This window comes from Mycobacterium sp. IDUB_9, from assembly GCF_055419505.1.
Genome location: NZ_JBVAXU010000002.1, coordinates 390,997 through 412,180, shown reverse-complemented (window position 1 = coordinate 412,180; position 21,184 = coordinate 390,997). Strand labels below are relative to the sequence as shown.

The following is a 21,184-nucleotide window of genomic DNA, read 5'->3' as shown; positions in this document are numbered from 1 at the left end:
AACAAGGAGTCCCGTCATGACCAACGTCGACAACAATCCCATCCAGACCTACGCCCCCCTCTACGAGGAGTACGACTACACGATCGACGACGTCACCGGCGAGTTGCCCGACCAATTGCGAGGAACGTTGTACCGCAACGGCCCCGGCAAGATGGAGGCCGGCGGAACGCCGCTCGGCCACATCTTCGACGGCGACGGAATGCTGACGATGTACTCGATGTCCGACGGCAAGGTTCACTTCCGCAACCGGTTCGTCCAGACCAAGCACTACCAACGCTCGATCATCTCCGAGGGCGCGCCATTCCGTGCCCTGGGCACCATGCGCCAAGGTGGCCTCCTGGCCAATGCGTTGCGGTTTCCCGCGAATGTCGCCAACACCGCTGTCGTCGTGAATGCCGGGAAACTGCTCGCCCTCTGGGAAGGTGGCCGGCCCACCGAACTCGATCCCGACACCCTGCGCACCAAAGGTGAGTACGACTACGACGGTGAGCTCAAATGGCTGGGAGCATTCTCCGCACATCCGAAGTGGGACTGGGAAACCGGCGAAATGTACAACTTCGGGATGGCGATGGCGCCGGTCCCCAAGCTGATCTGCTACCGGGTCGATCGCGCAGGCAAGCTGCACCGTCTGGGTGCGGTCCGGCTGCCCGGGCCCATGTTCAACCACGATGTGGGCCTGACCAAGCGGTACATGGTCTTCGTGATCCCTCCGCTGGTCTTCCCCCTGAAGAAGTTCTTCGGCGCCGCCTTCGGGTTGCTCAACTACATTGACGCGATTGAATACGACGCATCAATGGGCACCATGATCGCGTTGGTACCGCGCGACGGCGGCAAGCCACGCATCTTCCACACCGATCCGATGTTGCACCTGCATTTTGCCAATGCCTACGACGACGAGAACGGCGACGTCGTGGTGGACGTGATGAACTACCACGCCACCTGGGAGCAACTCAACGGTCAGCTGGCCGGCGTCGAAACCCTGATGGAAACCTCCACGATGCCCTTCGGTGGCCTGCCCACCCGGTTGAGAATCTCTGGGACCGGGAACGTCACCATCGACGAATTCTCCAGCGTTCACGGCGAATTCCCGAGTATCAACGTCTTCAAGATGGCCAAGCCCAATCGCTACTTCTACATGTCGGCCGCTACCGGCGGGAGCCTCTACCCGAATGCGGTGGCGAAGATCGACAACGAGACCGGCACGGAAACCCAGTTCCAGTTCCCCGACGGAGAACTCCCCCACGAAGCCGTCTTCGCGGCCCGCCCGGGCGCGACCGACGAAGATGACGGTTGGCTGATCGGACCGGTCCTCGACGCGGTCAACAACACCGCCAAGCTGTCGGTGTTCGACGCCAAGGACATCGCAGCCGGACCGGTCTACGTCGGCCGGCTGCGCCATCACCTGCCGCTGAGCTTCCACGGGTGCTACACCCCGCGGATCGTCCAACCGCACTGACCACCGGTTACCCGGTGATCGCCTGAAACTCCGGCGCGATCAGATCTCTGACCGCCGCCCAGCCGACGGTGATCACCGGGAGGCCGCGACCGAACTGCCAGTCCGGGAAGTGCAGCTCGATGCCCTGATCGGTAGGGATCCAATAGCGGAAGTTGTCGTCGACCGGAGCAATCTCGCTGCCGAACTGCCACACCCCGGGACGGCTGGGGGGCGCGTAGACCGTCGGGAGGATCCGCTTCGTCTGCTCGGAAAGCCGCTCGAGCCCCGCCTTTTTATCGGTGAAGAGATTGTCCCAATCGATCATAATTCCGCTTCGACAATCGAAGACCCGGGTCGCAACGGCGTTGAATGGCATGTTCGGCTGGTCGGTATTGTATTCGCCGGTGAACAGCGCAGAAATGGTCACCGGCCGTTTGACAACATGCCCACCTATATTCAGCGTCCAGGGATTCGTCTTGGTCGCACTGGGCTCGTAGGTAGCCACCTGGCCCCGAGCTTCGGCATCGATCACCTGGTTTATCGCGTCAGCGATCGCCGGGTCGCCGGCACTCACCCGCTCATAGCGAACGACCCAGTTGCCCAAGTGTTCTGGGCTGGCACCGGCAATCGTGTCGGCGATCGGCACGTACGGCGCACACGGAGATTCCGGAGCTGCCGAAACTATGCCGGTTCCCAGGATTGCGACCCCCGCACTCACCGCGGCGACGCCCAGAATACGGGTCAGCATTTCAGCCCTCCTGCATGGTTGTCGATTTCCCGTGCGTCCATTACTCCGAATTATGTCACGTCATAATTGGATTATCGTGACGAATTATTCACCTATCCGGACAAATTTCACCTGCCCCGAAATTGGCCAACCAACTGGTTGGTGGTAAGGTATTGTCATGCGGACAGGAATATTTCTGAGTTACGCCGGCGGCTTCAAGGAGGCGGCCGATCAGGTCGTCGAGCTGGAGAAGGTGGGCGTCGATATCGCCCTGGTCGCCGAGGCGTACTCCTACGACGCGATCAGCCAGCTGGGTTACCTTGCCGCCAAGACCTCGACCATGGAGCTCGGCACCGGCGTCGTCCCGATCTACACCCGCACGCCGGCCCTGATGGCCATGAGCGCCGCCGGCGTCGACTACGTGTCCGACGGTCGGTTCCGGCTGGGCATCGGCACCTCCGGTCCGCAGGTGATGGAGGGCTTCCACGGTGTTCCGTTCGACGCACCGTTGGGCCGCACCCGCGAGGTGGTCGAGATCTGCCGGAAGGTGTGGCGCCGGGAGAACCTCGAATACGACGGCAAGTACTACCAGCTGCCACTGCCCGCCGACCGGGGCACCGGACTGGGCAAGTCACTGCACTTGATCAATCACCCTGTGCGCGAGCGTATTCCGATTACCATCGCGGCACTGGGACCCAAGAACGTCGAGCTCACCGCCGAGATCGCCGAGGGCTGGCAGCCGGTGTTCTACCTCCCGGAGAAGGCCGATGACGTGTGGGGGGATGCCCTGCGGGCCGGGACGGCCAAGCGCGATCCGGCGCTGGGCCCGCTGGACGTCATGGTCAGCGCCAGCCTGGCTATCGGCGACGACGTCGACGACCGGCTGGCCTGGGCGAAACCCCAACTGGCGCTGTACATCGGCGGCATGGGTGCACGCGGCAAGAATTTCTACCACAACCTGGCCACCCGCTACGGGTACGGCGAGGTGGCCGATCACATCCAGGACCTGTTCCTGGCCGGCAAGAAGGCCGAGGCCATCGCCGCGGTGCCCGACGATCTGGTCCGCAACATATCCCTTGTCGGGCCAAAGGGATTCGTCAAGGAACGGCTGGCCGCCTATGCCGAAGCCGGGGTGACCACGATGCTCGTGCACCCGTTGGCCACCGATACTGCCGAGACGGTGAGGTTCTGCGAAGAGCTGGTGTCTCTCACCCGATAACGACTACTGCCCGATCCACTCACGGGCCCGCGCGAGGGTGCTCGTCCGATCAAAGGTATCGGCCTCCCAGGTGGTCGACCGGACGGCTCCGCGATCGCCGTAGCGGCGCATGATGTCTACGTGGTGCGGCAGGATGACGAACTGCTGCAACGCCTCTGCATCCGTCCACACCGAAATCGATCCGCCGCGGCCTGCAGCGGGCAAGCTCCACAACCACAGCCCGACCGCGCCCGGCATGGCGTACCAACCTTCCCGCATGCGCATCCCGTTGTAGGCGACGCCCGGCAGATGCCGTAGAGAATGCGCGGCATACTCGGTCACGCTGACCAGGACCGGTCCGTCGCCGACTGGGGCAGGCCCGGGCATCCACGACGTGATCACCGGGCGGACGACTGAGGAGAGGTTGTTGATCGTAGACATGGCTCCACGATCGCTCCTAGCATTGGTCTATGTCAGGGTCCAATTCTGGAGATCTTCAGCAGACCAATTCAGCTGAGGCCGGATTTCCGCCGGACCTTCTGCTGGACCTGGACCGCGCGTCCCCTGACGGGCTCGCGATGCAGCTGCAACATCAGCTGCGGGTGGGGATTCAACAGGGCCGGCTCGCGGCGGGCTCGCTACTGCCACCATCGCGCGTACTGGCCACACAGCTCGGTGTGGCGCGCAGCGTCGTCGTCGCCGCCTACGAACACCTGGTGGCCGACGGTTACCTGACCGGACACCAGGGTTCGGGTACCCGGGTGAGACCGGTTGCGCCACAACAATCTCCGCGCACGCGCGAGGCCCGAGACCCGGCCGTGCCGCTGGGTGGAGGCCTGCCCGATGCCGCGCTGTTTCCCCGCAACGAGTGGCTGCGCCACTACCGAAGTGCCCTCACCGCGGCACCCAACTCCCAATTGGGCTACCCGGGTCCGCTCGGCATGCGCCCGCTACGCGAAGCCCTCACCGAGTACCTGGGCCGCGTCCGTGGCGTTGCGGTCACGCCCGACCACATGATCGTCACCTCGGGTCTCACGCAGGGGATTACGCTGCTGGCCCGGGCGCTGCAGGCGCGGGGATGCGACGCAGTCGCTGTCGAGGACCCGTGTTTCGGATTTCATCGCGACGCGATCGCACGTGCCGGGCTCCGGGTGCTGCCGGTGCCGGTCGACAAGGACGGGCTCGATGTCTCCAGATTGGCTCAACTCGACGTCGGCTCAGTGTTGGTGGCGCCCGCCCATTCCTATCCGACCGGGGCCGTGCTCGACACCGACCGCAGGGCAGCGCTGATCGCCTGGGCCCACGACCGAAATGCGCTGATCATCGAAGATGACTACGACGCCGAATTCCGTTATGACAGAAGTCCTGTCGGCGCGCTGCAGGGACTCGCCCCGGATCACGTGGCCTATGCGGGGTGCGTGAGCAAGACGCTGTCCCCTGCTCTGCGACTCGGATGGATGGCGCTGCCGTCCTGGTTGGTTGAATCCGTGGCCGCCGAGAAGCTGTACGACGACATGGGCAACTCCGCGCTCGAACAACTCGCCCTGTCCCGGTTCATCGCTACCGGCGGGATGACTCGCCATCTGCGGCGGGTGCGCCCGGTATATCGCCAGCGACGCGATGCCATGCTGTCGGCAATCAGCACGTCGATGCCCCAGACCAGGCCGACCGGCATCGACGCGGGCCTGCACGTCTATCTCCGATTGCCCGGCAACTCGGACGAGGATGCCATCGTCACCGCCGCCCGCGAACAGGGCCTGCGCCTGGACGGCGCCCGGTGGAACTGGGCGGATCCCGACTCTGCGCCACCTGCCCTGGTGATCGGATACGGCGCACTCGGCGAGACCGCCATCCGCGACAGCATCAGCCGACTAGGAGCGATCCTCACCCGATCGAAGGGCCATCCGCACCGTTAGCCGCAGCGGCGGCAGGACACCGGCACCATCGGCAACTCTTCGAGCCGAGGATCGAGGCGGTCGGTCATGGCGCTGACTCAACGGTGGCGCGGGCAACGATGTTGTCTTCGATCTCCTGCGCCCACGCATGCTGAGCGCTCGTCGTGTCGATCACGTACTCGAACCGGTCGACCATGTCGGCGGCCACGTGGTCAGCGTCGACGTAAAACTGTTCGTACCAACGGCGCAGCTGGTACACCGGCCCGTCTTCCTCGCACAGCAACGGGTTGTCGATGCGTGCCTTGGTCTTCCAGATTGCCACATCTTGTTCGAAGCCGATCTTGACCCAGTCGCCCAGTGCGATTGCGTTCTGCAGGGCCCGTTCTCCGGACACGCCCTCGGCTTTCTTGACGATGATTCCGTATTGCAGGACAAACGAATTCGCGTCGATCGGATAGTGGCAGTTGATCAGCACGCTGTAATGGTCGGCTTCGGGATAGTGGTAGGTCAGGTCATCGATCATGAAGGCCGGCCCGTAGTACGACGCCACCGATGTGGTGCCGAGCATCGCCGAGCCGCCGACATCGTCACGGTCGGCGCGGGTATCCGCGTTCATGTACTGGGTTGCGATGTGGCCCTCGAAGATGTTCTTGAAGTAGGTGGGCATTGATCCGTGCACGTAGAAGAAGTGCGCCATATCGACCACGTTGTCCACCAACTCACGGCAGTTGGCATTGACGACCGTTGTGTACCAATGCCAATCGGTCCACTCATCACTGGTGGCACCTTCGATGCGCGGAATCGTCACATCGGCCGGCGGAGGATTGCCCTCGGGATCGTTCCAGACGAACAGCATCCCGTCCTGCTCAAGGGTCGTCCAGGTGGCGGTGCGGGCCAGTCGGGGCGCACGCTTGCCGTACGGCACGTTCTTGCAGCGCCCGTCGCCGCCCCACCGCCAGTCATGGAACGGGCAGGCGATCTCATTACCCTTGACCTGACCTTGGGACAGGTCACCGCCCATATGTCGGCAGTATCCGTCGAGCACGTTGATCCTGCCGTCACCACTGCGGAATACGACAAGGTTCTGCCCGAATACGTTGATCCCGTGCGGTTCCCCGTCGCCGAGGTCGCGAGTCAGTCCGAGGCAGTGCCAGCCACGAGCAAATCGCGTCGGCGGTGCTTCGGCTTCTATCTCGCGCACCTCGCACTCGGATTCCATCGTCATCAAGGACCCCCTCCGAAGTTTCGGCGACTGTGGTTCACATCACAACCAGGTCTAACACCCAGGTGTCCACTTCGGCTCCCAAAGTCCCACTGGCAGGGATCGAAAGCCGATTCGGCGCAGACCCTAGCCACCCACCTGCGGTAACTCGTCGGTGGCGATCGCACACGGCGTTGCAAGCTACGCCGTACCCTTGGCGAATCGGCTGATCGCACCGCGGATGGGTGGTGGTCGACATGACGGCAGCAGGCGTGAAGTGCGCTGCCTGCGGCAACCAGCTGCCGGCGAACTCGAAGTTCTGCAACGAATGCGGCGTGGCTGTCAGAGTCGCCGAACCGGCCGAGTTCAAGCAGGTGACGGTGCTGTTCGCCGACGTGGTGCATTCGATGGAAATTGCCGCGACGGTAGGCGCGGAGCGGCTGCGGGAGATCATGACCGAACTGGTCGGTCGTAGTGCAGCGGTAGTGCGACGTTACGGCGGCACGATGGAACAGTTCACCGGTGACGGCCTGATGGCCGTGTTCGGGGCACCGGTCGCACTCGAGGATCATGCGATCCGCGCGTGCCTGGCGGCCCTTTCCATTCAGACCGACGCTGGACATTTCGCCGACGAGATCCACCGCCGCGACGGTGTCGCCTTGCGATTGCGGGTGGGCCTGAACTCGGGCGAGGTCACAGCCGGGGCCACGGGGCCGGGCGTGCTGGGCTACACCCTCATCGGAGAGCAGGTCGGGTTGGCACAGCGGATGGAATCCGTCGCTCCCCCGGGCGGAGTGATGCTGTCCGAGTCGACCGCGCGACTGGTCGAGCATGCCGCGGTCCTCGACGACACCGAACTGGTCCACATCAAGGGAACTGACAAGCCGGTGCCCGCGCGCCGGCTGCTGGCGGTGGAACCGAAGCGCGCTCTGGTCGGGGGCACGGAGTCGACCTTGGTCGGTCGACAGGCCGCACTGGACGCTGTCGGGGCATCAGTGGACCGCGCGAGCAGTGGTCGCGGCGCGGTCGTGGGATTGGTGGGGCCGCCAGGTGTCGGCAAGTCCCGGGTGCTCCGGGAGGCCGCGGCGCTGGCGGCGGACCGCGGGCTCGAGGTGTATTGGACGTTCTGCGAATCGCATGCCGGCGACCTGCCCTTCCGGGTGGTCAGGCACCTGTTACGGGCGGCGTGCGGGATAGCCGAACTCGGTGACGGGGCGGCCCGGGTTCGGGTGCGGACGCAGTTCCCTGGCACTGAGGAGCAGGATCTGCTGCTGCTCGATGACCTGCTTGGCATCGCCGACACTGCCACTCCGCTGCCCAATATCGACGCGGACGCCCGGCGGAGCCGGCTGACGACGATGATCAACGGCGCATCGCTGGCCCGCACCGACCCGGTGCTCTATCTCATCGAAGACGCGCACTGGATCGATGAGGTCAGCGAGTCGATGCTGGTCGACTTCCTCGCCGTCATCCCACAAATCCCGGCGATGGCGCTGATCACCTACCGCCCCGAATACCATGGGGCGTTGAGACGCGTGACCGTTACACAAACGATAGCGCTTGCGCCGCTGAGCAATTCGGAATCAACGGCACTGATTGACGAGCTGCTGGGTACAGATCCCTCGGTTGGCGACGTGGCCGCCACCATCGCCGAACGAGCCTCGGGTAACCCGTTTTTCGCCGAGGAAATGGTGCGCGAACTGGTCCAGCGTGGTGTGCTGGACGGTGGCCGCGGCGACTATGTGTGCCATGCCGACACCGCCGACGTCACCGTGCCCGCGACGGTGCAGGCGGTCATCGAGGCCCGCATCGACCGCCTCGACACCAAGGCCAAGCGGACGTTGAACGCCGCTTCGGTGGTCGGGTCACGCTTCGGCGCAAAGCTTCTGACCGCGCTGAGGATCGATCCGGTGTTCGACGAGCTGCTCAGCGCGGAGCTGATCGATCAAGTGGGGTTCACCCCGCACGTCGAATACGCCTTCCGGCACCCACTGATCCGCGCGGTGGCATACGAGTCGCAACTGAAGTCCGATCGTGCCGAAGTGCACCGTCGGCTGGCCGCGGCCATCGAAACTGGCAGCCCGGCGTCAACCGACCAGAACGCGGCGCTGATCGCCGAACACATCGAAGCCGCCGGCGAACTGCGAGTCGCCTACGACTGGCACATGCGGGCCGGCTCATGGTCGGTCAACCGCGATATCACTGCGGCGCGGGTCAGTTGGGAACGTGCGCGCCAGATCGCCGATTCGTTGCCGAGCAACGACCCGGACCGCACCGCTTTGGGCATCGCTCCCCTCACCATGCTGTGCGCCACCGGTTGGCGGACAGCTGAAGCGAACGTCTCGGGCCGGTTCGAAGAGCTGCGGACATTGTGCGAGCAGGCCGGGGACAAGGCCTCCCTGGCCATGGGCATGACGGGTTTGGCAACCGCGCGCATGTTCCACGGGCGGGTGCGCGAGGCATCGCGGCTGGTGTCCGAACAGATGGTGCTGCTCGACTCGATCGGTGATCCAACCCTCATCATGGGAGCGACATACGCCGCGTCAGCCGCCAAGATGGTAACCGGTGCGATGGCCGATGTTTTGGGGTGGTCGCAGGCCGTCATCGACATGGCCGACGACGCGCGTAGCAACCTCGGCATGGTGTCGCCGCTGGCGTCGGCGTTGGAGTTTCGCGGCATCGCTCGCGCCTGGCTGGGACAGCCCGGGTGGCAGCAGGACCTCGACGACGCGGTGGCCATGGCCCGAAGCTGCGACCCGGTCACCCGTGCATTGATCGCCGGAGGAGCGTATGGATTCGCGTGTTCGAACGGGATGGTTCACGCCGACGATGGCGTCGTGGAACAGCTCGATTCAGCGCTGCGCGCCGCCGGGAGATTGACCGGCGATTCAGCGCTGAGCAGCGTCAAACTATTTCTTGGTGTCACACTGGTGAGCCGGGATTCCCGCACGGACTGGGACCGAGGTTTGGCCTTGCTGGAGCAGATGCGCAACATGTGGCTACACGAGCGGTCCCGCCTCTACCTCGTGCCGACCGCCGATCTCACCGCCGGCTTGGCAAGAGCCAAGCTCGGTGACCGCGACGAGGCGATACCGGTGATGCGGAGGGCCCTGGACCACATGTTCCGGACCGGAGCCCTCATGGCGTGCACGAGCGGCACCAGAGTTCTGGTGGAGACACTGTTGGAACGCTGCGCCGACGGTGACGTGGCCGAGGCCGAGTGCGCGGTCAGCAGATTGGCGCTCGCACCCCTCGGCGAGTCGGCTGTCCGCGACATCGTGCTGCTGCGATTGCGCGCGTTGCTTGCGCGGGCGCAAGGCGATGACGCCACCTATACGAACTTGAGGGATTGCTACCGGGATATGGCGAATTCGCTTGGCTTCGAGGGCCATATGGCCATGGCCGAGGCAATGAGCTGACCGCAGTACCATGACTGGTCACGGACCCGCCTGAGGTAACTCGTCGGCCGCGATCGCACACGGAGTTTCACCCGCGGGCGCGGCGAGCGGATCGGCAACCGGATCCGGCACAGTGGACGGCGAGCTGACGGTTGCGGGGACCTCCGGTGCGGGCTCGGGTGAATCGGATTGGGGCGCATCAGTCTGCGGCTCGGCCACTTCCCCGGTCTCATCCGGCTCCGCAGCTTCGTCGCCGGAGAGCTCACCGTCCTCGTCCGCGCCTTCGGTGCCGTCGTCCTCGGTGCTGTCGTCCTCGGTATCCTGTTCGGCTTCATCGGCCATGTCGTCGGGTGCGTCATCGTCTGTTTCCGGATCAACGTCCTCGAAGTCGTCGTCCTGCAGGTCACCGATATCCCCGGGCAGATCATCGGCAGACGACCCGATCAGCCCGCCCAGCAGATCCGCCAGTGGCTGCCCGGAACCGGCCAAGCCGGAACCGATGTCAGGCATGCCACCCAGACCGGGCAGGCCACCGCCACCGAGGCCCTGTCCCAATCCTGCAGGTGAGGCCAGGGCGGGAGCCGCCGACTCGACGGGTGGTGCCGCCGGGGCGGTGGGCTCGGGTCCGGCCGCCGGGGCGCCGGGTGCCATCCCGGCGGGCACCATCGCCGCGGGAGCCGAGAACGAAGGCACGCTCGCCGGAGCCGCGGCGAATCCCCCACCCGAACCGGCTGCCGAAGGCCGGTCGGCGGCATCGGCGGTGGCGGCCAGGACGGGACCCGGAGGGCCACCCGACGGAAGCCAGGCCGGCCCCAGATCCCCCGGGATGCCGAACACCGGTTGCGCCTCGGCTCGCAACGCGGCGACCGCCTGCGCGTACGCATCGGCAACCGCCCGCGTCGAGCTGCGCATCGCCGTCAACCAGTCGCCGCCGATGTCGTTCGCCACGAAGGGTTTCACCTGCTTGTCGATCAGTTCACTGGCCACCGACCGGTCCCCCACACCGGTGCTCACCGTCCGCGCCGCCGCCAGCCAAGTTCCACGGTGCCCGGCCTGGCGCTCCTCGATCTGAAGCGCGGCGGAGACCTTGGCGTCCACCGCATCCCGGAGCGTGTCGTGCAACCGGGTCAATGTCGCTGCCGCGCCGCGGATCCCGGCGGCGACCTGCGTCGCCGCGGTCGCGTGCCGGGCGAGAAAATCCGTCGACGCCCGAGCCCCGGCACCCTGCCATGCCCGCGACAGATCCTGAAAGTGGTTGTCCTGCACTCGCAATACCTGCTCCGCCACCGCAGCAGCGGCGGCCAGTGATGCGCATTCGGTATCCAGCGTCCGCAGGTCCAGGCCATCCTCGGCGGCGTACCAGTCGCGCACCTGATAGCGGTAGCGGGTCAGATCGGGGTGGCCGAAGCCCAGCAGGTGGCAGGCCCAGACGTATTCGGCGATCGTGTCGACGGCGACCTGCCCCTCATCCAACCGGGCCGCCACATCGAGGCTTGCCGCCACGGCTCAACGCACCCGGGCCGCAGCACGCGCGTCGGCAACCGCGTACCGATCGATCGAGCTGCGCAACACGGCCGCGACCTCGGCACTGGCCCGTGACCACCGGCGCAACCCGTCCGTCACCTCATCCACGGCGGTCCGCACCGCGTCCCCGTCGGCAACGTGGGCGTGCCCGGCGGACGCACCGTCGAACACGGGCCCACGCAGGCGGTCGCGCACCACTGAATCGAGATCGTCGGCAACGGCGTCGTATCCGGCGGCCACGGACGCCAGTGCCGCGCCGTCAAGACTGGCGGCAGTTACATCTCCCATGCCCGGTTTAGACGCAGCCGGGCACCGTCCGGTTCCCTCAGGCCGATTGCCCGCTGACCGAATCGGCCACCCGAACGGCGACCATCCTGGCCGTGCTCTCGTCGGCCGCCTCGACCATCACCCGAACCACCTGTTCGGTACCCGAGGGCCGCAACAGGATTCGGCCGGTGTCCCCCAACTCGGCCTCGGCCTGGGCCACGGCGGACTGCACAGACGGCGCTTTCGCCACCGCAGCCTTGTCATCGACCGCAACATTGATCAGGACCTGGGGCAGGGTGCGCATCGGCGCGGCAAGCGTCGCCAGCGTTGCGCGGGTCTGGGCCATCCGGGACATCAACCGCAGACCGGTGACGATGCCGTCTCCGGTGGTGCCCAAGCCGGGCAACACGATGTGACCCGACTGCTCACCACCGAGGGAGAACTCGCCGGACCGCAGTTCCTCCAGGACGTAGCGGTCCCCGACACCGGTGGTGCGGACCTCGATACCGGCCGCCCGCATGGCGATGTGCAAGCCGAGATTGCTCATCACCGTGGCCACCAGGGTGTCCGACGCCAACTCGCCGGCGTCCTTCATGGCCAGCGCCAGCACCACCATGATCGCGTCGCCGTCGACGACCTGGCCCGCAGCGTCCACGGCCAGGCACCGGTCGGCGTCGCCGTCGTGGGCCAGGCCCAGATCGGCGCCGTGCTCGAGGACTGCCGCCTGCAGGATCTCCATGTGGGTGGATCCGCAGCCGTCGTTGATGTTGAGGCCATTGGGTTCGGCGTTGATCGCGATGACGTTGGCTCCCGCGGCCCGGTAGGCCCGGGGAGCGGCCGACCACGCCGCACCGTGCGCGCAGTCGACGACCACCGTGAGTCCTTCGAGTCGGGTGGTGACGGCCTTGGAGGCGTGACGCAGGTAGCGGTCCAACGCGTCCTCGGCGTCGAGAACCCGGCCGATACGGGCCCCCGTGGGCCTACTCCCGGGACCCGCCTGGACGAGCTCCTCAATGCGGTCCTCGGCGGCGTCGTCGAGCTTGTGGCCACCCGGACCGAAGATCTTGATGCCGTTGTCAGGCATCGGATTGTGCGACGCGGAGATCATCACCCCGAAATCCGCATCATAAGCACTGGTCAGGTACGCCACCGCAGGCGTCGGCAAGACACCGACCCGCAACGCGTCGACACCCTCACTGGTGATGCCGGCGATCACCGCGGCTTCGAGCATCTCGCCACTGGCCCGCGGGTCACGGCCCACCACAGCCACCCGACGGCCGGGTCCCGCAGAGTTGCCGAGACGCCGTGCCGCCGCCGAACCGAGCGCAACCGCCAGCTCAGCGGTCAGATCGCGATTGGCGACCCCACGCACCCCATCGGTGCCGAACAGTCGACCCATGCCCTTAAACTTCTCATAATTGGCCGCCGTAAACACAACCGACGAGGTCAGCGACCATCCCGGCGCCGGATTGATACCCGTTCGAGATCCAGCGGATCACCGCCCGCGGGTCGGGCACGGGCGGTGATCGGCGACAAATCGCTAGCTGATGCCGGTGCCTGACGGCGAGTTGCTGCCTCCCGGCACCATGTTGGGTGCCGTCGTCGGCGCAACGCTGTGCGGCTCGGTCCCCTGGGAAACCCCACCCGGGCGCTCGGTGGTTCCGTTCTGGCTGAACGAGATGGTCCCGAGGTTGTTTGTGCAGACCACGTGGTCGGTGCTGTTCGCGTCGACCCCTTGAACCGCGGTGGTCAACGAGGCCGTGTCGGTGTTGTCGCACACCCCCGCAGCGATCTGCGCGGCCGCGGCGTCGTCGACGTTCTCCAGGACGGAAACGTTGCCGAGGGTGAGGTTGACCTTGCCGTCTCCGGCAGTTTCGGGCGCCGCACTGGCGATACCCAGGCCGGCGGTAAACAGCAGCGATCCACCGAGCACTACGCCTGCAGTCGCTGTCTTCGCGAAGTTCCCCACAATTACTCCTTCCGATGGGACAGCGGCACCCGGTCCCCCGACATCGCAATGACATCCACCGGCGGCAGGAAGGTCCTGCGGGCACAACCCTGCTGACACAAAGCGGTCCCCTGCTCTCCGCACAGTGGGCTTCCACGCAGCGTCTGCCGTCAAACCCGAATCCGGAAAAAAGTTGTGCCCGGTCCCGCGCCGTTTTCGACATGAGGGTCGCAAAAACCTCCAAGAGCAGCCCATACGTAGAACTCGGCGAGTCCGAGCGGACGCAAAAACAAACCCGCCGGGTGTGTGCGTGACACACCCGGCGGGTTCGTTCGACCAAATGGCGACAGATCAGCGCTTGCTGTACTGAGGCGCCTTGCGGGCCTTCTTGAGGCCGTACTTCTTGCGCTCGATGGCACGCGGGTCACGCGTCAGGAACCCGGCCTTCTTGAGTGCGGGCCGGTCCTCCGGCTGCACCAGGATCAGCGCACGGGCGATGGCCAGGCGCAGGGCACCGGCCTGGCCCGAGGGGCCGCCACCATCGAGGTGGGCGTAGATGTCGAAGTGCTCGACCCGGTCGACGGTCACCAGCGGGGCCTTGATCAGCTGCTGGTGCACCTTGTTCGGGAAGTAGTTCTCCAGCGTGCGGCCGTCCAGGTTGAACTTGCCGGTGCCGGGCACCAGGCGCACCCGCACCACGGCCTCCTTGCGGCGGCCGACGGTCTGGATCGGACGGTCGATAATGATCGGCTCGCGGTGATCCTGCTCCGCCACCTCGACGGTTTCGGTCACGGCTTCGACGTCGGCTTCGACAGCCTCGGTGTTCTCACTGCCGTTCTCAATCGTTTCGGTCACTGGGCCACCTGCTTGATCTCGTACGGAACCGGCTGCTGCGCGGCGTGCGGATGATCCGGACCGGCGTAGACCTTGAGCTTCTTCTGGATCTGCCGACCAAGCTTGGTGTGGGGCAGCATGCCGAGGATCGCGTTCTCGACGACGCGGGTCGGGTGCTTCTGCAGCAGGTCACCGATCGCGCGCTTGCGCAGACCGCCCGGGTAACCCGAGTGGCTGTAAGCGAACTTGTTGGTGAGCTTGTTGCCGCTGACGGCAATCTTCTCGGCGTTGATGACGATGACGAAGTCGCCACCATCGACATTCGGCGTGAATGTCGGCTTGTGCTTGCCGCGGAGCAGCTTGGCTGCTTCGACGGCGAGCCGGCCGAGCACCACGTCTTGGGCGTCGATGACATACCACGAACGTGTGGTGTCACCCGCCTTCGGCGTGTACGTAGGCACAGCGCTTACCTCTTCTTCTCGGGTTGATCCCCAGGATGTCCCGGGTGCCGGTCTGGTGAGCGCACTACGACGTTCCGGCGACCGACGTTGACCCGGAACCGCATGCCCAAAAGGGCAGCACACACCAACGGAGCAGCTTACCTGTGGGCGTCCATGCAGGTCAAAACGTGGCTCCAGGGACGAGCGTTGGCTTGTGTGCGAGATCTTCGAGAAAGATCGCACACAACCCAACACTGGGCGCAACGGGAACCGCTAGCCCATCCGTTGACGTCCTATTCGCATGCCATTCCTGGGCACCGAGGCGCTGGCTACCGGCAGGCTCAGCCGCTACCAACTGCGCACACGCTATGAGGCGGTGTTCCGCAATGTCTACGTACCGAGGGGCACCGAGCCGACGCCGGTGGACAAAGCCGTCGCGGCGTGGCTGTGGTCAGGACGGCGAGCCACGGTGGTGGGACTGTCCGCGGCAGCTCTGCACGGCACACTGTGGATCGACGCCAAGCACCCGGCCGAGATCAATCAGCCGAGCCGCTCTCAGCCGCCAGGGATTCTCATCCACAGTGACAGGCTTGCCGGTGACGAAACCTGCCTGGTTGGAGGCATCCGCACGACCACGCCCGCGCGAACCGCGTTCGATCTGGGCCGCCGACGCGGACTCACTACGGCCGTCATCCGTGTCGATGCACTCATCCAGGCAACTCGCCTCAAGATCCCCGATGTGACGGCACTCGTCGATCGTCACCCCGGCGTTCGAGGCGTGGTTCAACTGCGACAAGTGCTCGAGCTGGCCGACGACGGCGCCGAGTCACCGCAGGAGACGCGCCTGCGACTGCTGTTCACCAAGGCGGGCATGCGTCCGTCGCACACCCAGATCGAGGTGTTCGACCATGGCCGGCAGGTTGGCCGGATCGATATGGGATGGCCTGAGTGGAAGGTGGGTGTCCAGTACGACGGTATTCAGCACTGGACCGATCCGAGGCAACGTACGCGGGATATCGACCAGACCGTCGAATACGAGGACCTCGGCTGGCGCATTGTCCGCGTGGGTGCCGACCTGCTCAGGTATCGCCAGAGCACGATCATCGGCCGCACTCGCGCAGCCTTACGATCCGCGGGCGGTCCCTACTGACGAGTGTTGGCTTGTGTGCGAGATCTTCGAGAAAGATCGCACACAACCCAACACTGGAGAACTAGGACACCGCGTCCTCCTGGTCGGGCACCACGCTTCCGTCCGGACGGTGCAGCGGGGCGTCCTTGCCGCTGGGCTCGATAAAGCCCTCCGTCGCGCACTCGTACGCGTCGCCCTGCCTCTTCTTCGGGTCGATGAACATCGGATTGACCACCCAGCGACCGTCGGCGTTGTCGTAGGCCGTGCACATCAACTCGGTCTTGTTGCGGTTGAGCACCAGCCGCAGCGCCGTCGCATCGGTGAGGAACGTGACGTCGGTATCGGAGTCGCCTGCGCCGAAGGCCGCGCGTTTCGACTCGGGCTGCTGTTGGAACGCGGCCGGCCCCGTGACGCCGAAGACATCCTCGTTCACCCGGCACCGCTTGCCCTCGATGTACGGGATAGCCGTCTCGTCGCCGCACGGCACCAGCTTCGAGGTGAGCACGTCACCGTCGCGTTCGGTCCGCACCCCCATCACCTTGTCCGGGGTGAAACCGAGATCGGCCGCCCACACGCGCACGACCGGCTCAGCCGACGCGGAGATGATGCGGACGTCGAAACCGTTGGCGCGCAAGGTTTCCACGAGATCGCGCATCTGCGGGTAGTAGCGCACCCAGCCGGTCTCGTCACCGCTGCCGACCTTCTGCTCCGTGCCCTCGGGCGCGTCGAGGTTCTCCTTGCGGGCGGCCTCGGCGAAACCGGTCAGCTCGGATTCGGGCCAGCCGGCCAGCATCTGCGCGGCCCAGGCATACGAGGGCTCGAACCGACGGGCGTTGAACCCGGCGAACGCCGGCTCGTCGGCACGCGTCTCACCGTCGGTGTAGACCGACAGCAGCTCGTCGGCGCAGCCTAGGTCGGTGTTGGTCGGCATCGGCCGGCCGGGAGTGGCAGCGGCGCACGCCTTGGCCAACGCCGCCGCGGCCTGCGGTGTGAGGTAGGGGCTGGTGCTCGCCCAGTCGCCGCCCGCGGGGGCCCGCAGCTTGCCGTTGCGCACCATCCAGAAGAAGGTCGCGTCACCGATGTCGTTCTTGACCACGGTGTTGTCCCAGTCGAACAGCGCCAGCGGCGCACCGTCGGCCACCGATCCGTTGGCCCCGCAGGTTCCCAACTCGGCGAGCATCGCGTCGATGCGGTCCCGGTTGTCGCCGTACCAGCCGGGGTTCTCGGCCAGCGTGCGACAGCCGGCGGCGGGAGTGGCGGCCGAGGTGGCCGAGGTGGCCGACGACTGCGACGACTCGGTTCCGGAGCCGCACCCGGCGACGGTCAGCGCCGCGGTCACCGCGGCAACGAGAAGGGACAGCGGTGCACGTGAGGTCATCAAGGGTTCCCGTCTGGTGGGTTCAGGTGAGTTCGACGACACCCGGGGTGCCGAGCGCCGAGGTCCGTGAGGTGTCCTTCAGGTCGACGCCGGAGCGGCCCAGCGCCCGCGCACCGTCGACCAGTCCGGCCGCCACCTTGGCGGCTTCGGCGTATCCGAGGCCGTCGGGCGGGTGGATGTTGGAGATGCAGTTGCGATCGGCGTCGGTGCGGCCGGGCATCGGCAGGTGGGTCAGGTAGATGCCGAGGCTGTCGGCGACGCTCAGACCCGGCCGCTCCCCGATGATCACGAGCAGAGTTCGGACGCGCGACTGTGCCCCTATGTGGTCGCCGAGTGCCACGCGGGCCTGCGTGGCAATCACGGGCGGGGCCAGGGTGTAGCGGTCCTGCAGCTGGGCCACCAACGCCGCGAGCAGTGTCGCGCCGTGCCGATCCAGGGCAGTCGGCGACAGCCCGTCGGCCAGCACGAAACCGATATCGGCCGGGGTGTCGGGCACGTGCATGCCGTCGGCGGGCTGCCGTCCCAGATCCGGGCGGCGCAGATACTCGTCACGTGAGGTGGCCCGGCTGGTCACCACGGTCGGCTCACCGATACCCACCTCGAGGAGAGCTTCCCTGAGGCGATCTACGTCCAGCGGCACGTGCACCGCATCGCGCGCGGCGGCATGCGCCGCGGCCAGTTCGAGCACTCGGCGGGTGGGCAGTGCGTTGCCGGCCCGGCCCAGCCCGATCCTGGCCTGTGTGGTCTTACGCAGCTCATCCCAGAACTCTTGAACCGCAACCTCATTGGGGCTCATGACGTCTCCGCGGAGGTAAGGGACCGCAGCACCGAACGCTCCAGGTCGAACGGGGTCAGCTTGCCGGAGTCATCGACCATGCCCACGCTGCGCAGCCACGCCTCGAACTCGGCGGCGGGCCGCAGGCCCAGCGTGCGCCGGGTGGTCAGCACGTCGTGGAACGACAGGCTCTGGTAGCCGAGCATCACGTCGTCGGCGCCCGGCACGGTGATGACGAACGCCACTCCCGCCGCGGCCAACAACGTCAGCAGGGTGTCCATGTCGTTCTGGTCGGCCTCAGCGTGGTTGGTGTAACAGACATCCACCCCCATCGGCAGGCCGAGCAGCTTGCCGCAGAAGTGATCCTCCAGACCGGCCCGGATGATCTGCTTGCCGTCGTAGAGGTACTCCGGTCCGATGAACCCGACGACCGTGTTCACGAGCAGCGGTTGCAGGTCGCGGGCGACCGCGTAGGCGCGGGTCTCCAGGGTCTGCTGGTCCACCGGTTTGCCGCCGACACCCAGATGCGCACCGGAGCTGAGCACCGAGCCCTGCCCCGTCTCCAGGTACATGACGTTGTCGCCGACGGTGCCGCGGCGCAGGCTGCGCGCCGCCTCGTTGCCTTCCCGCAGCAGCTGCAGGTTCACTCCGAATGCGGAGTTGGCCCCTTCTGTGCCCGCGACGGACTGGAACATCAGGTCCACCGGCGCCCCGGCCTCGACCAACCCGATCGTCGTGGTGACATGGGACAGCACGCACGACTGGGCGGGAATGTCGTAGCGCGTGCGGATCGAGTCGAGCAGGTAGAGCAGGTCCGCGGTGGCCTGCGGCGAGTCGGTCGCCGGGTTGATCCCGATCACCGCGTCACCGCAGCCCAGCAGCAGCCCGTCGAGCACCGCCGCCGCGATCCCCCGAGGGTCGTCGGTGGGATGGTTGGGCTGCAGCCGGGTGGCCAGGGTGCCGCGGGCACCGACGGTGGTCCGGAACGCCGCGGTCACCTCCGCGGCGGCCGACACCGCGATCAGGTCCTGGTTGCGCATGATCTTGCTGACCGCCGCAACCATTTCCGGGGTCAGCCCCGGGGACACAGCGGCCAGCCGCTCGGCGCTGTGATCATGCGCCGCGGTGTCCATCAGCCAGTCCCGCAGCCCACCGACGGTCAGGTGCGAGATCTCCGAAAAGGCTTGGCGGTCATGGCTGTCCATGATGAGCCGGGTCACCTCGTCGGTGTCGTACGGCACCAGTTCCTCGTTGAGGAAGACCTCCAGCGGCAGGTCGGCGAGCACCCAGGCGGCCGCGGCGCGTTCACCGTCGTGCTCGGCCGCGCAGCCGGCGAGTTGATCGCCGGAGCGCAGCGGGGTGGCCTTGGCCATCACCTCGACCAGACCGTCGAAGCCGTAGTTCACCCCCGAGACCTGCTGGTGGTACTTCATTTCAGGGCACTCTCCGCCTCCGCGAGCATCGCGAACTCCTCGTCGGGCGAGTTGGCCACCAGGCGGTGGCGGCTGTAGAGCGCGAAGTAGAGCATGAACGCGGCGAACACGCCCAGGCACAGACCGGCCGCCACGGGGTTCACCAGGAAGGTCGCAATGACCGCGAAAACTGCAATGACGAGGGCGATTCCGGTGGTGATCGCACCGCCCGGGGTGCGGTATGGCCGCGGCATCTTGGGTTCGCGGATGCGCAGCACGATGTGGCTGGTCATCATCAACACATAGCTCAGCGCGGCGCCGAAGACCGCCATGTTGAGCAACAGGTCGCCCTTACCGGTCAGGGACAGCAGGAAGCCGATGACGCCGGGGATGATCAGAGCCAGTGTCGGCGCCTTGCGCGAATTCGTCACCGACAAAGCCCTGGGCAGGTAGCCCGCACGCGACAGGGCGAAGAGTTGACGCGAGTAGGCGTAGATGATCGAGAAGAAGCTCGCGATCAGCCCGGCCAGTCCGATGTAGTTGACCAGCTTGGACGCGGTGCCGTGGCCCAGCGCCTCGACCAGCGGGTTGCCCGAGGCCGACATCTCGTCGCCGCCACCGGCGCCGGTGGCCAGGATCAGCACCGCCGCGCAGGTGACCAGCAGGACGCCCATCCCGGCGATGATGCCGCGGGGGACGTTGCGTTCCGGGTTGGCGGTTTCCTCGGCCGCCAGCGGAACGCCCTCGATTGCGAGGAAAAACCAGATGGCGAACGGGATCGCGGCCCAGATGCCCAGGTATCCGTGTGGCAGGAACGCCGACGCCCCAGCTGCTCCGCCGTCCACCGCGATGTTGGTCAGGTTCGACACGTCGAAATGGCCGATGGCGGCGATCGCGAAGACCAGCAGGCCCAGCAGGGCGATCGCGGTGATGACGAACATGACCTTGAGCGCCTCACCGACGCCCGACAGATGTATCCCGATGAACAGGGCGTAAGCCGCGAGGTAGACCCACCAGCCGTTGGTGATCCCGAACAACCCCAGCGATTCCACGTAGGCGCCGATGAAGGTGGCGATGGCCGCAGGCGCGATCGAATACTCGATGAGGATCGCTGTGCCGGTGGCGAACCCGCCCCACGGCCCGAGCGCGCGCCGGGCGAATGTGTACCCGCCGCCCGCCGCGGGCAGCGCCGAGGACAGCTCCGCCATGCCCAGCACGAGGGCCAGATACATGCCGGCGATGATCACGGCGGCGATCGCCAAGCCACCGAAGCCGCCCTGCGCCAGGCCGAAGTTCCACCCTGAATAGTCGCCGGACACCACGTAGCTGACGCCCAGGCCGGCCAGCAAGAGCCAGCCCGCACTTCCGGATTTGAGCTGACGCTTCCGCAGATAGTCAGCGCTCTCCAGGTGTTCTTCCACACCCGCCATTTCAAACTCCTTCATGGACAACGTTTTCGTATGTCTCGTATTGATGCCGTCACCTGTTGACGGCTTTTCCACGCGGTGGCCGACCTTTAACCCGGCAACGCTGCCGGCCCGGCGCAAGATCTCGGGCGAGCTGACCTTCCAAAGGTATGAAATTCAACCTTTAATCGAAGATTATTGCCCCACTACGCGGCGG

Annotated in this window: 18 protein-coding genes; 5 read left to right on the top strand and 13 right to left on the bottom strand. The window is 66.2% G+C overall.

All coding sequences use genetic code 11. From position 1 onward, the window contains the following. The first annotated feature begins 16 nt into the window (after positions 1-16). Complete coding sequence (locus ACZY08_RS10540; protein WP_463744901.1) at positions 17-1,456, top strand: carotenoid oxygenase family protein; 1,440 nt, start codon at positions 17-19, stop codon at positions 1,454-1,456. 7 nt (positions 1,457-1,463) lie between these two features. Here the strand turns inward: ACZY08_RS10540 and ACZY08_RS10535 are convergent, their stop codons facing one another. After that, positions 1,464-2,183: a DUF3298 domain-containing protein gene (locus tag ACZY08_RS10535; RefSeq protein ID WP_463744902.1), complete on the bottom strand. Its 720-nt coding sequence runs from the start codon at positions 2,181-2,183 to the stop codon at positions 1,464-1,466. Positions 2,184-2,340: 157 nt separating this feature from the next. On the opposite strand from ACZY08_RS10535, the gene ACZY08_RS10530 reads away from it, so the two are divergent. Then, positions 2,341-3,381 carry an LLM class F420-dependent oxidoreductase gene (locus ACZY08_RS10530; protein ID WP_463744903.1) on the top strand — a complete coding sequence of 347 codons (1,041 nt, stop codon included), beginning with the start codon at positions 2,341-2,343 and terminating at the stop codon, positions 3,379-3,381. A gap of 3 nt (positions 3,382-3,384) precedes the next feature. Here the strand turns inward: ACZY08_RS10530 and ACZY08_RS10525 are convergent, their stop codons facing one another. Continuing rightward, positions 3,385-3,801, bottom strand: a complete 417-nt coding sequence (locus tag ACZY08_RS10525; RefSeq protein WP_463744904.1) for a hypothetical protein — start codon at positions 3,799-3,801, stop codon at positions 3,385-3,387. A 29-nt stretch (positions 3,802-3,830) separates the two neighbouring features. Here ACZY08_RS10525 and pdxR point away from each other — a divergent pair, with 29 nt between their 5' ends. Then, positions 3,831-5,276: a MocR-like pyridoxine biosynthesis transcription factor PdxR gene (gene pdxR, locus ACZY08_RS10520; RefSeq protein ID WP_463744905.1), complete on the top strand. Its 1,446-nt coding sequence runs from the start codon at positions 3,831-3,833 to the stop codon at positions 5,274-5,276. A 64-nt stretch (positions 5,277-5,340) separates the two neighbouring features. On the opposite strand, the gene ACZY08_RS10515 is transcribed toward pdxR, so the two are convergent. Beyond that, positions 5,341-6,480, bottom strand: coding sequence for a Rieske 2Fe-2S domain-containing protein (locus tag ACZY08_RS10515; RefSeq protein ID WP_463744906.1), 1,140 nt, complete (start codon positions 6,478-6,480; stop codon positions 5,341-5,343). A 233-nt stretch (positions 6,481-6,713) separates the two neighbouring features. Between ACZY08_RS10515 and ACZY08_RS10510 the strand changes: the two genes are divergently transcribed. Continuing rightward, positions 6,714-9,875: an adenylate/guanylate cyclase domain-containing protein gene (locus tag ACZY08_RS10510; protein ID WP_463744907.1), complete on the top strand. Its 3,162-nt coding sequence runs from the start codon at positions 6,714-6,716 to the stop codon at positions 9,873-9,875. An 18-nt stretch (positions 9,876-9,893) separates the two neighbouring features. Here ACZY08_RS10510 and ACZY08_RS10505 read toward each other — a convergent pair whose 3' ends face one another. The 6 genes from ACZY08_RS10505 to rplM form a co-directional block, all read right to left on the bottom strand. Beyond that, the gene (locus tag ACZY08_RS10505; RefSeq protein WP_463744908.1) at positions 9,894-11,357 is read right to left on the bottom strand and encodes a hypothetical protein; all 1,464 of its coding nucleotides are present in this window, start codon (positions 11,355-11,357) and stop codon (positions 9,894-9,896) included. Between the two features lie 3 nt (positions 11,358-11,360). Next, complete coding sequence (locus tag ACZY08_RS10500) at positions 11,361-11,666, bottom strand: type VII secretion target (RefSeq protein WP_463744909.1); 306 nt, start codon at positions 11,664-11,666, stop codon at positions 11,361-11,363. 37 nt (positions 11,667-11,703) lie between these two features. Continuing rightward, a complete protein-coding gene (gene glmM / locus ACZY08_RS10495) occupies positions 11,704-13,044 on the bottom strand; it encodes a phosphoglucosamine mutase (protein ID WP_463744910.1) in 1,341 nt (446 codons plus the stop codon). 141 nt (positions 13,045-13,185) lie between these two features. Next, a complete protein-coding gene (locus tag ACZY08_RS10490) occupies positions 13,186-13,614 on the bottom strand; it encodes a hypothetical protein (protein ID WP_463744911.1) in 429 nt (142 codons plus the stop codon). Positions 13,615-13,944: 330 nt separating this feature from the next. After that, positions 13,945-14,385: a 30S ribosomal protein S9 gene (rpsI, locus tag ACZY08_RS10485; protein ID WP_463745291.1), complete on the bottom strand. Its 441-nt coding sequence runs from the start codon at positions 14,383-14,385 to the stop codon at positions 13,945-13,947. 59 nt (positions 14,386-14,444) lie between these two features. Continuing rightward, complete coding sequence (gene rplM, locus ACZY08_RS10480; RefSeq protein ID WP_454788774.1) at positions 14,445-14,888, bottom strand: 50S ribosomal protein L13; 444 nt, start codon at positions 14,886-14,888, stop codon at positions 14,445-14,447. Positions 14,889-15,168: 280 nt separating this feature from the next. Here rplM and ACZY08_RS10475 point away from each other — a divergent pair, with 280 nt between their 5' ends. Then, complete coding sequence (locus tag ACZY08_RS10475; RefSeq protein ID WP_463744912.1) at positions 15,169-16,017, top strand: hypothetical protein; 849 nt, start codon at positions 15,169-15,171, stop codon at positions 16,015-16,017. Positions 16,018-16,078: 61 nt separating this feature from the next. On the opposite strand, the gene ACZY08_RS10470 is transcribed toward ACZY08_RS10475, so the two are convergent. From ACZY08_RS10470 to eat, 4 genes are read right to left on the bottom strand one after another with little or no spacing between them, the layout of a single operon-like run. Next, positions 16,079-17,374 carry an HAD family hydrolase gene (locus ACZY08_RS10470; RefSeq protein ID WP_463744913.1) on the bottom strand — a complete coding sequence of 432 codons (1,296 nt, stop codon included), beginning with the start codon at positions 17,372-17,374 and terminating at the stop codon, positions 16,079-16,081. A 22-nt stretch (positions 17,375-17,396) separates the two neighbouring features. Further along, entirely contained in the window at positions 17,397-18,170 is a 774-nt protein-coding gene (gene eutC / locus ACZY08_RS10465; RefSeq protein ID WP_463744914.1) for an ethanolamine ammonia-lyase subunit EutC, read from the bottom strand. Further along, the gene (locus tag ACZY08_RS10460; protein ID WP_463744915.1) at positions 18,167-19,582 is read right to left on the bottom strand and encodes an ethanolamine ammonia-lyase subunit EutB; all 1,416 of its coding nucleotides are present in this window, start codon (positions 19,580-19,582) and stop codon (positions 18,167-18,169) included. Before ACZY08_RS10460 ends, eutC begins: the two co-directional genes overlap by 4 nt. Next, positions 19,579-20,991 (bottom strand): ethanolamine permease, encoded by a 1,413-nt coding sequence (gene eat / locus ACZY08_RS10455; RefSeq protein WP_463744916.1) that lies wholly within the window; start codon positions 20,989-20,991, stop codon positions 19,579-19,581. Before eat ends, ACZY08_RS10460 begins: the two co-directional genes overlap by 4 nt. Between the last annotated feature and the right edge of the window lie 193 nt (positions 20,992-21,184).

Bases quoted from the DNA above. Each gene is read 5' to 3' on its own strand.
- ACZY08_RS10540 (WP_463744901.1), top strand. From the start codon at position 17: ATGACCAACGTCGACAACAATCCCATCCAGACCTACGCCCCCCTCTAC.
- ACZY08_RS10535 (WP_463744902.1), bottom strand. From the start codon at position 2,183: ATGCTGACCCGTATTCTGGGCGTCGCCGCGGTGAGTGCGGGGGTCGCA.
- ACZY08_RS10530 (WP_463744903.1), top strand. From the start codon at position 2,341: ATGCGGACAGGAATATTTCTGAGTTACGCCGGCGGCTTCAAGGAGGCG.
- ACZY08_RS10525 (WP_463744904.1), bottom strand. From the start codon at position 3,801: ATGTCTACGATCAACAACCTCTCCTCAGTCGTCCGCCCGGTGATCACG.
- pdxR (WP_463744905.1), top strand. From the start codon at position 3,831: ATGTCAGGGTCCAATTCTGGAGATCTTCAGCAGACCAATTCAGCTGAG.
- ACZY08_RS10515 (WP_463744906.1), bottom strand. From the start codon at position 6,480: ATGACGATGGAATCCGAGTGCGAGGTGCGCGAGATAGAAGCCGAAGCA.
- ACZY08_RS10510 (WP_463744907.1), top strand. From the start codon at position 6,714: ATGACGGCAGCAGGCGTGAAGTGCGCTGCCTGCGGCAACCAGCTGCCG.
- ACZY08_RS10500 (WP_463744909.1), bottom strand. From the start codon at position 11,666: ATGGGAGATGTAACTGCCGCCAGTCTTGACGGCGCGGCACTGGCGTCC.
- glmM (WP_463744910.1), bottom strand. From the start codon at position 13,044: ATGGGTCGACTGTTCGGCACCGATGGGGTGCGTGGGGTCGCCAATCGC.
- ACZY08_RS10475 (WP_463744912.1), top strand. From the start codon at position 15,169: ATGCCATTCCTGGGCACCGAGGCGCTGGCTACCGGCAGGCTCAGCCGC.
- ACZY08_RS10470 (WP_463744913.1), bottom strand. From the start codon at position 17,374: ATGACCTCACGTGCACCGCTGTCCCTTCTCGTTGCCGCGGTGACCGCG.
- eutC (WP_463744914.1), bottom strand. From the start codon at position 18,170: ATGAGCCCCAATGAGGTTGCGGTTCAAGAGTTCTGGGATGAGCTGCGT.
- ACZY08_RS10460 (WP_463744915.1), bottom strand. From the start codon at position 19,582: ATGAAGTACCACCAGCAGGTCTCGGGGGTGAACTACGGCTTCGACGGT.
- eat (WP_463744916.1), bottom strand. From the start codon at position 20,991: ATGGCGGGTGTGGAAGAACACCTGGAGAGCGCTGACTATCTGCGGAAG.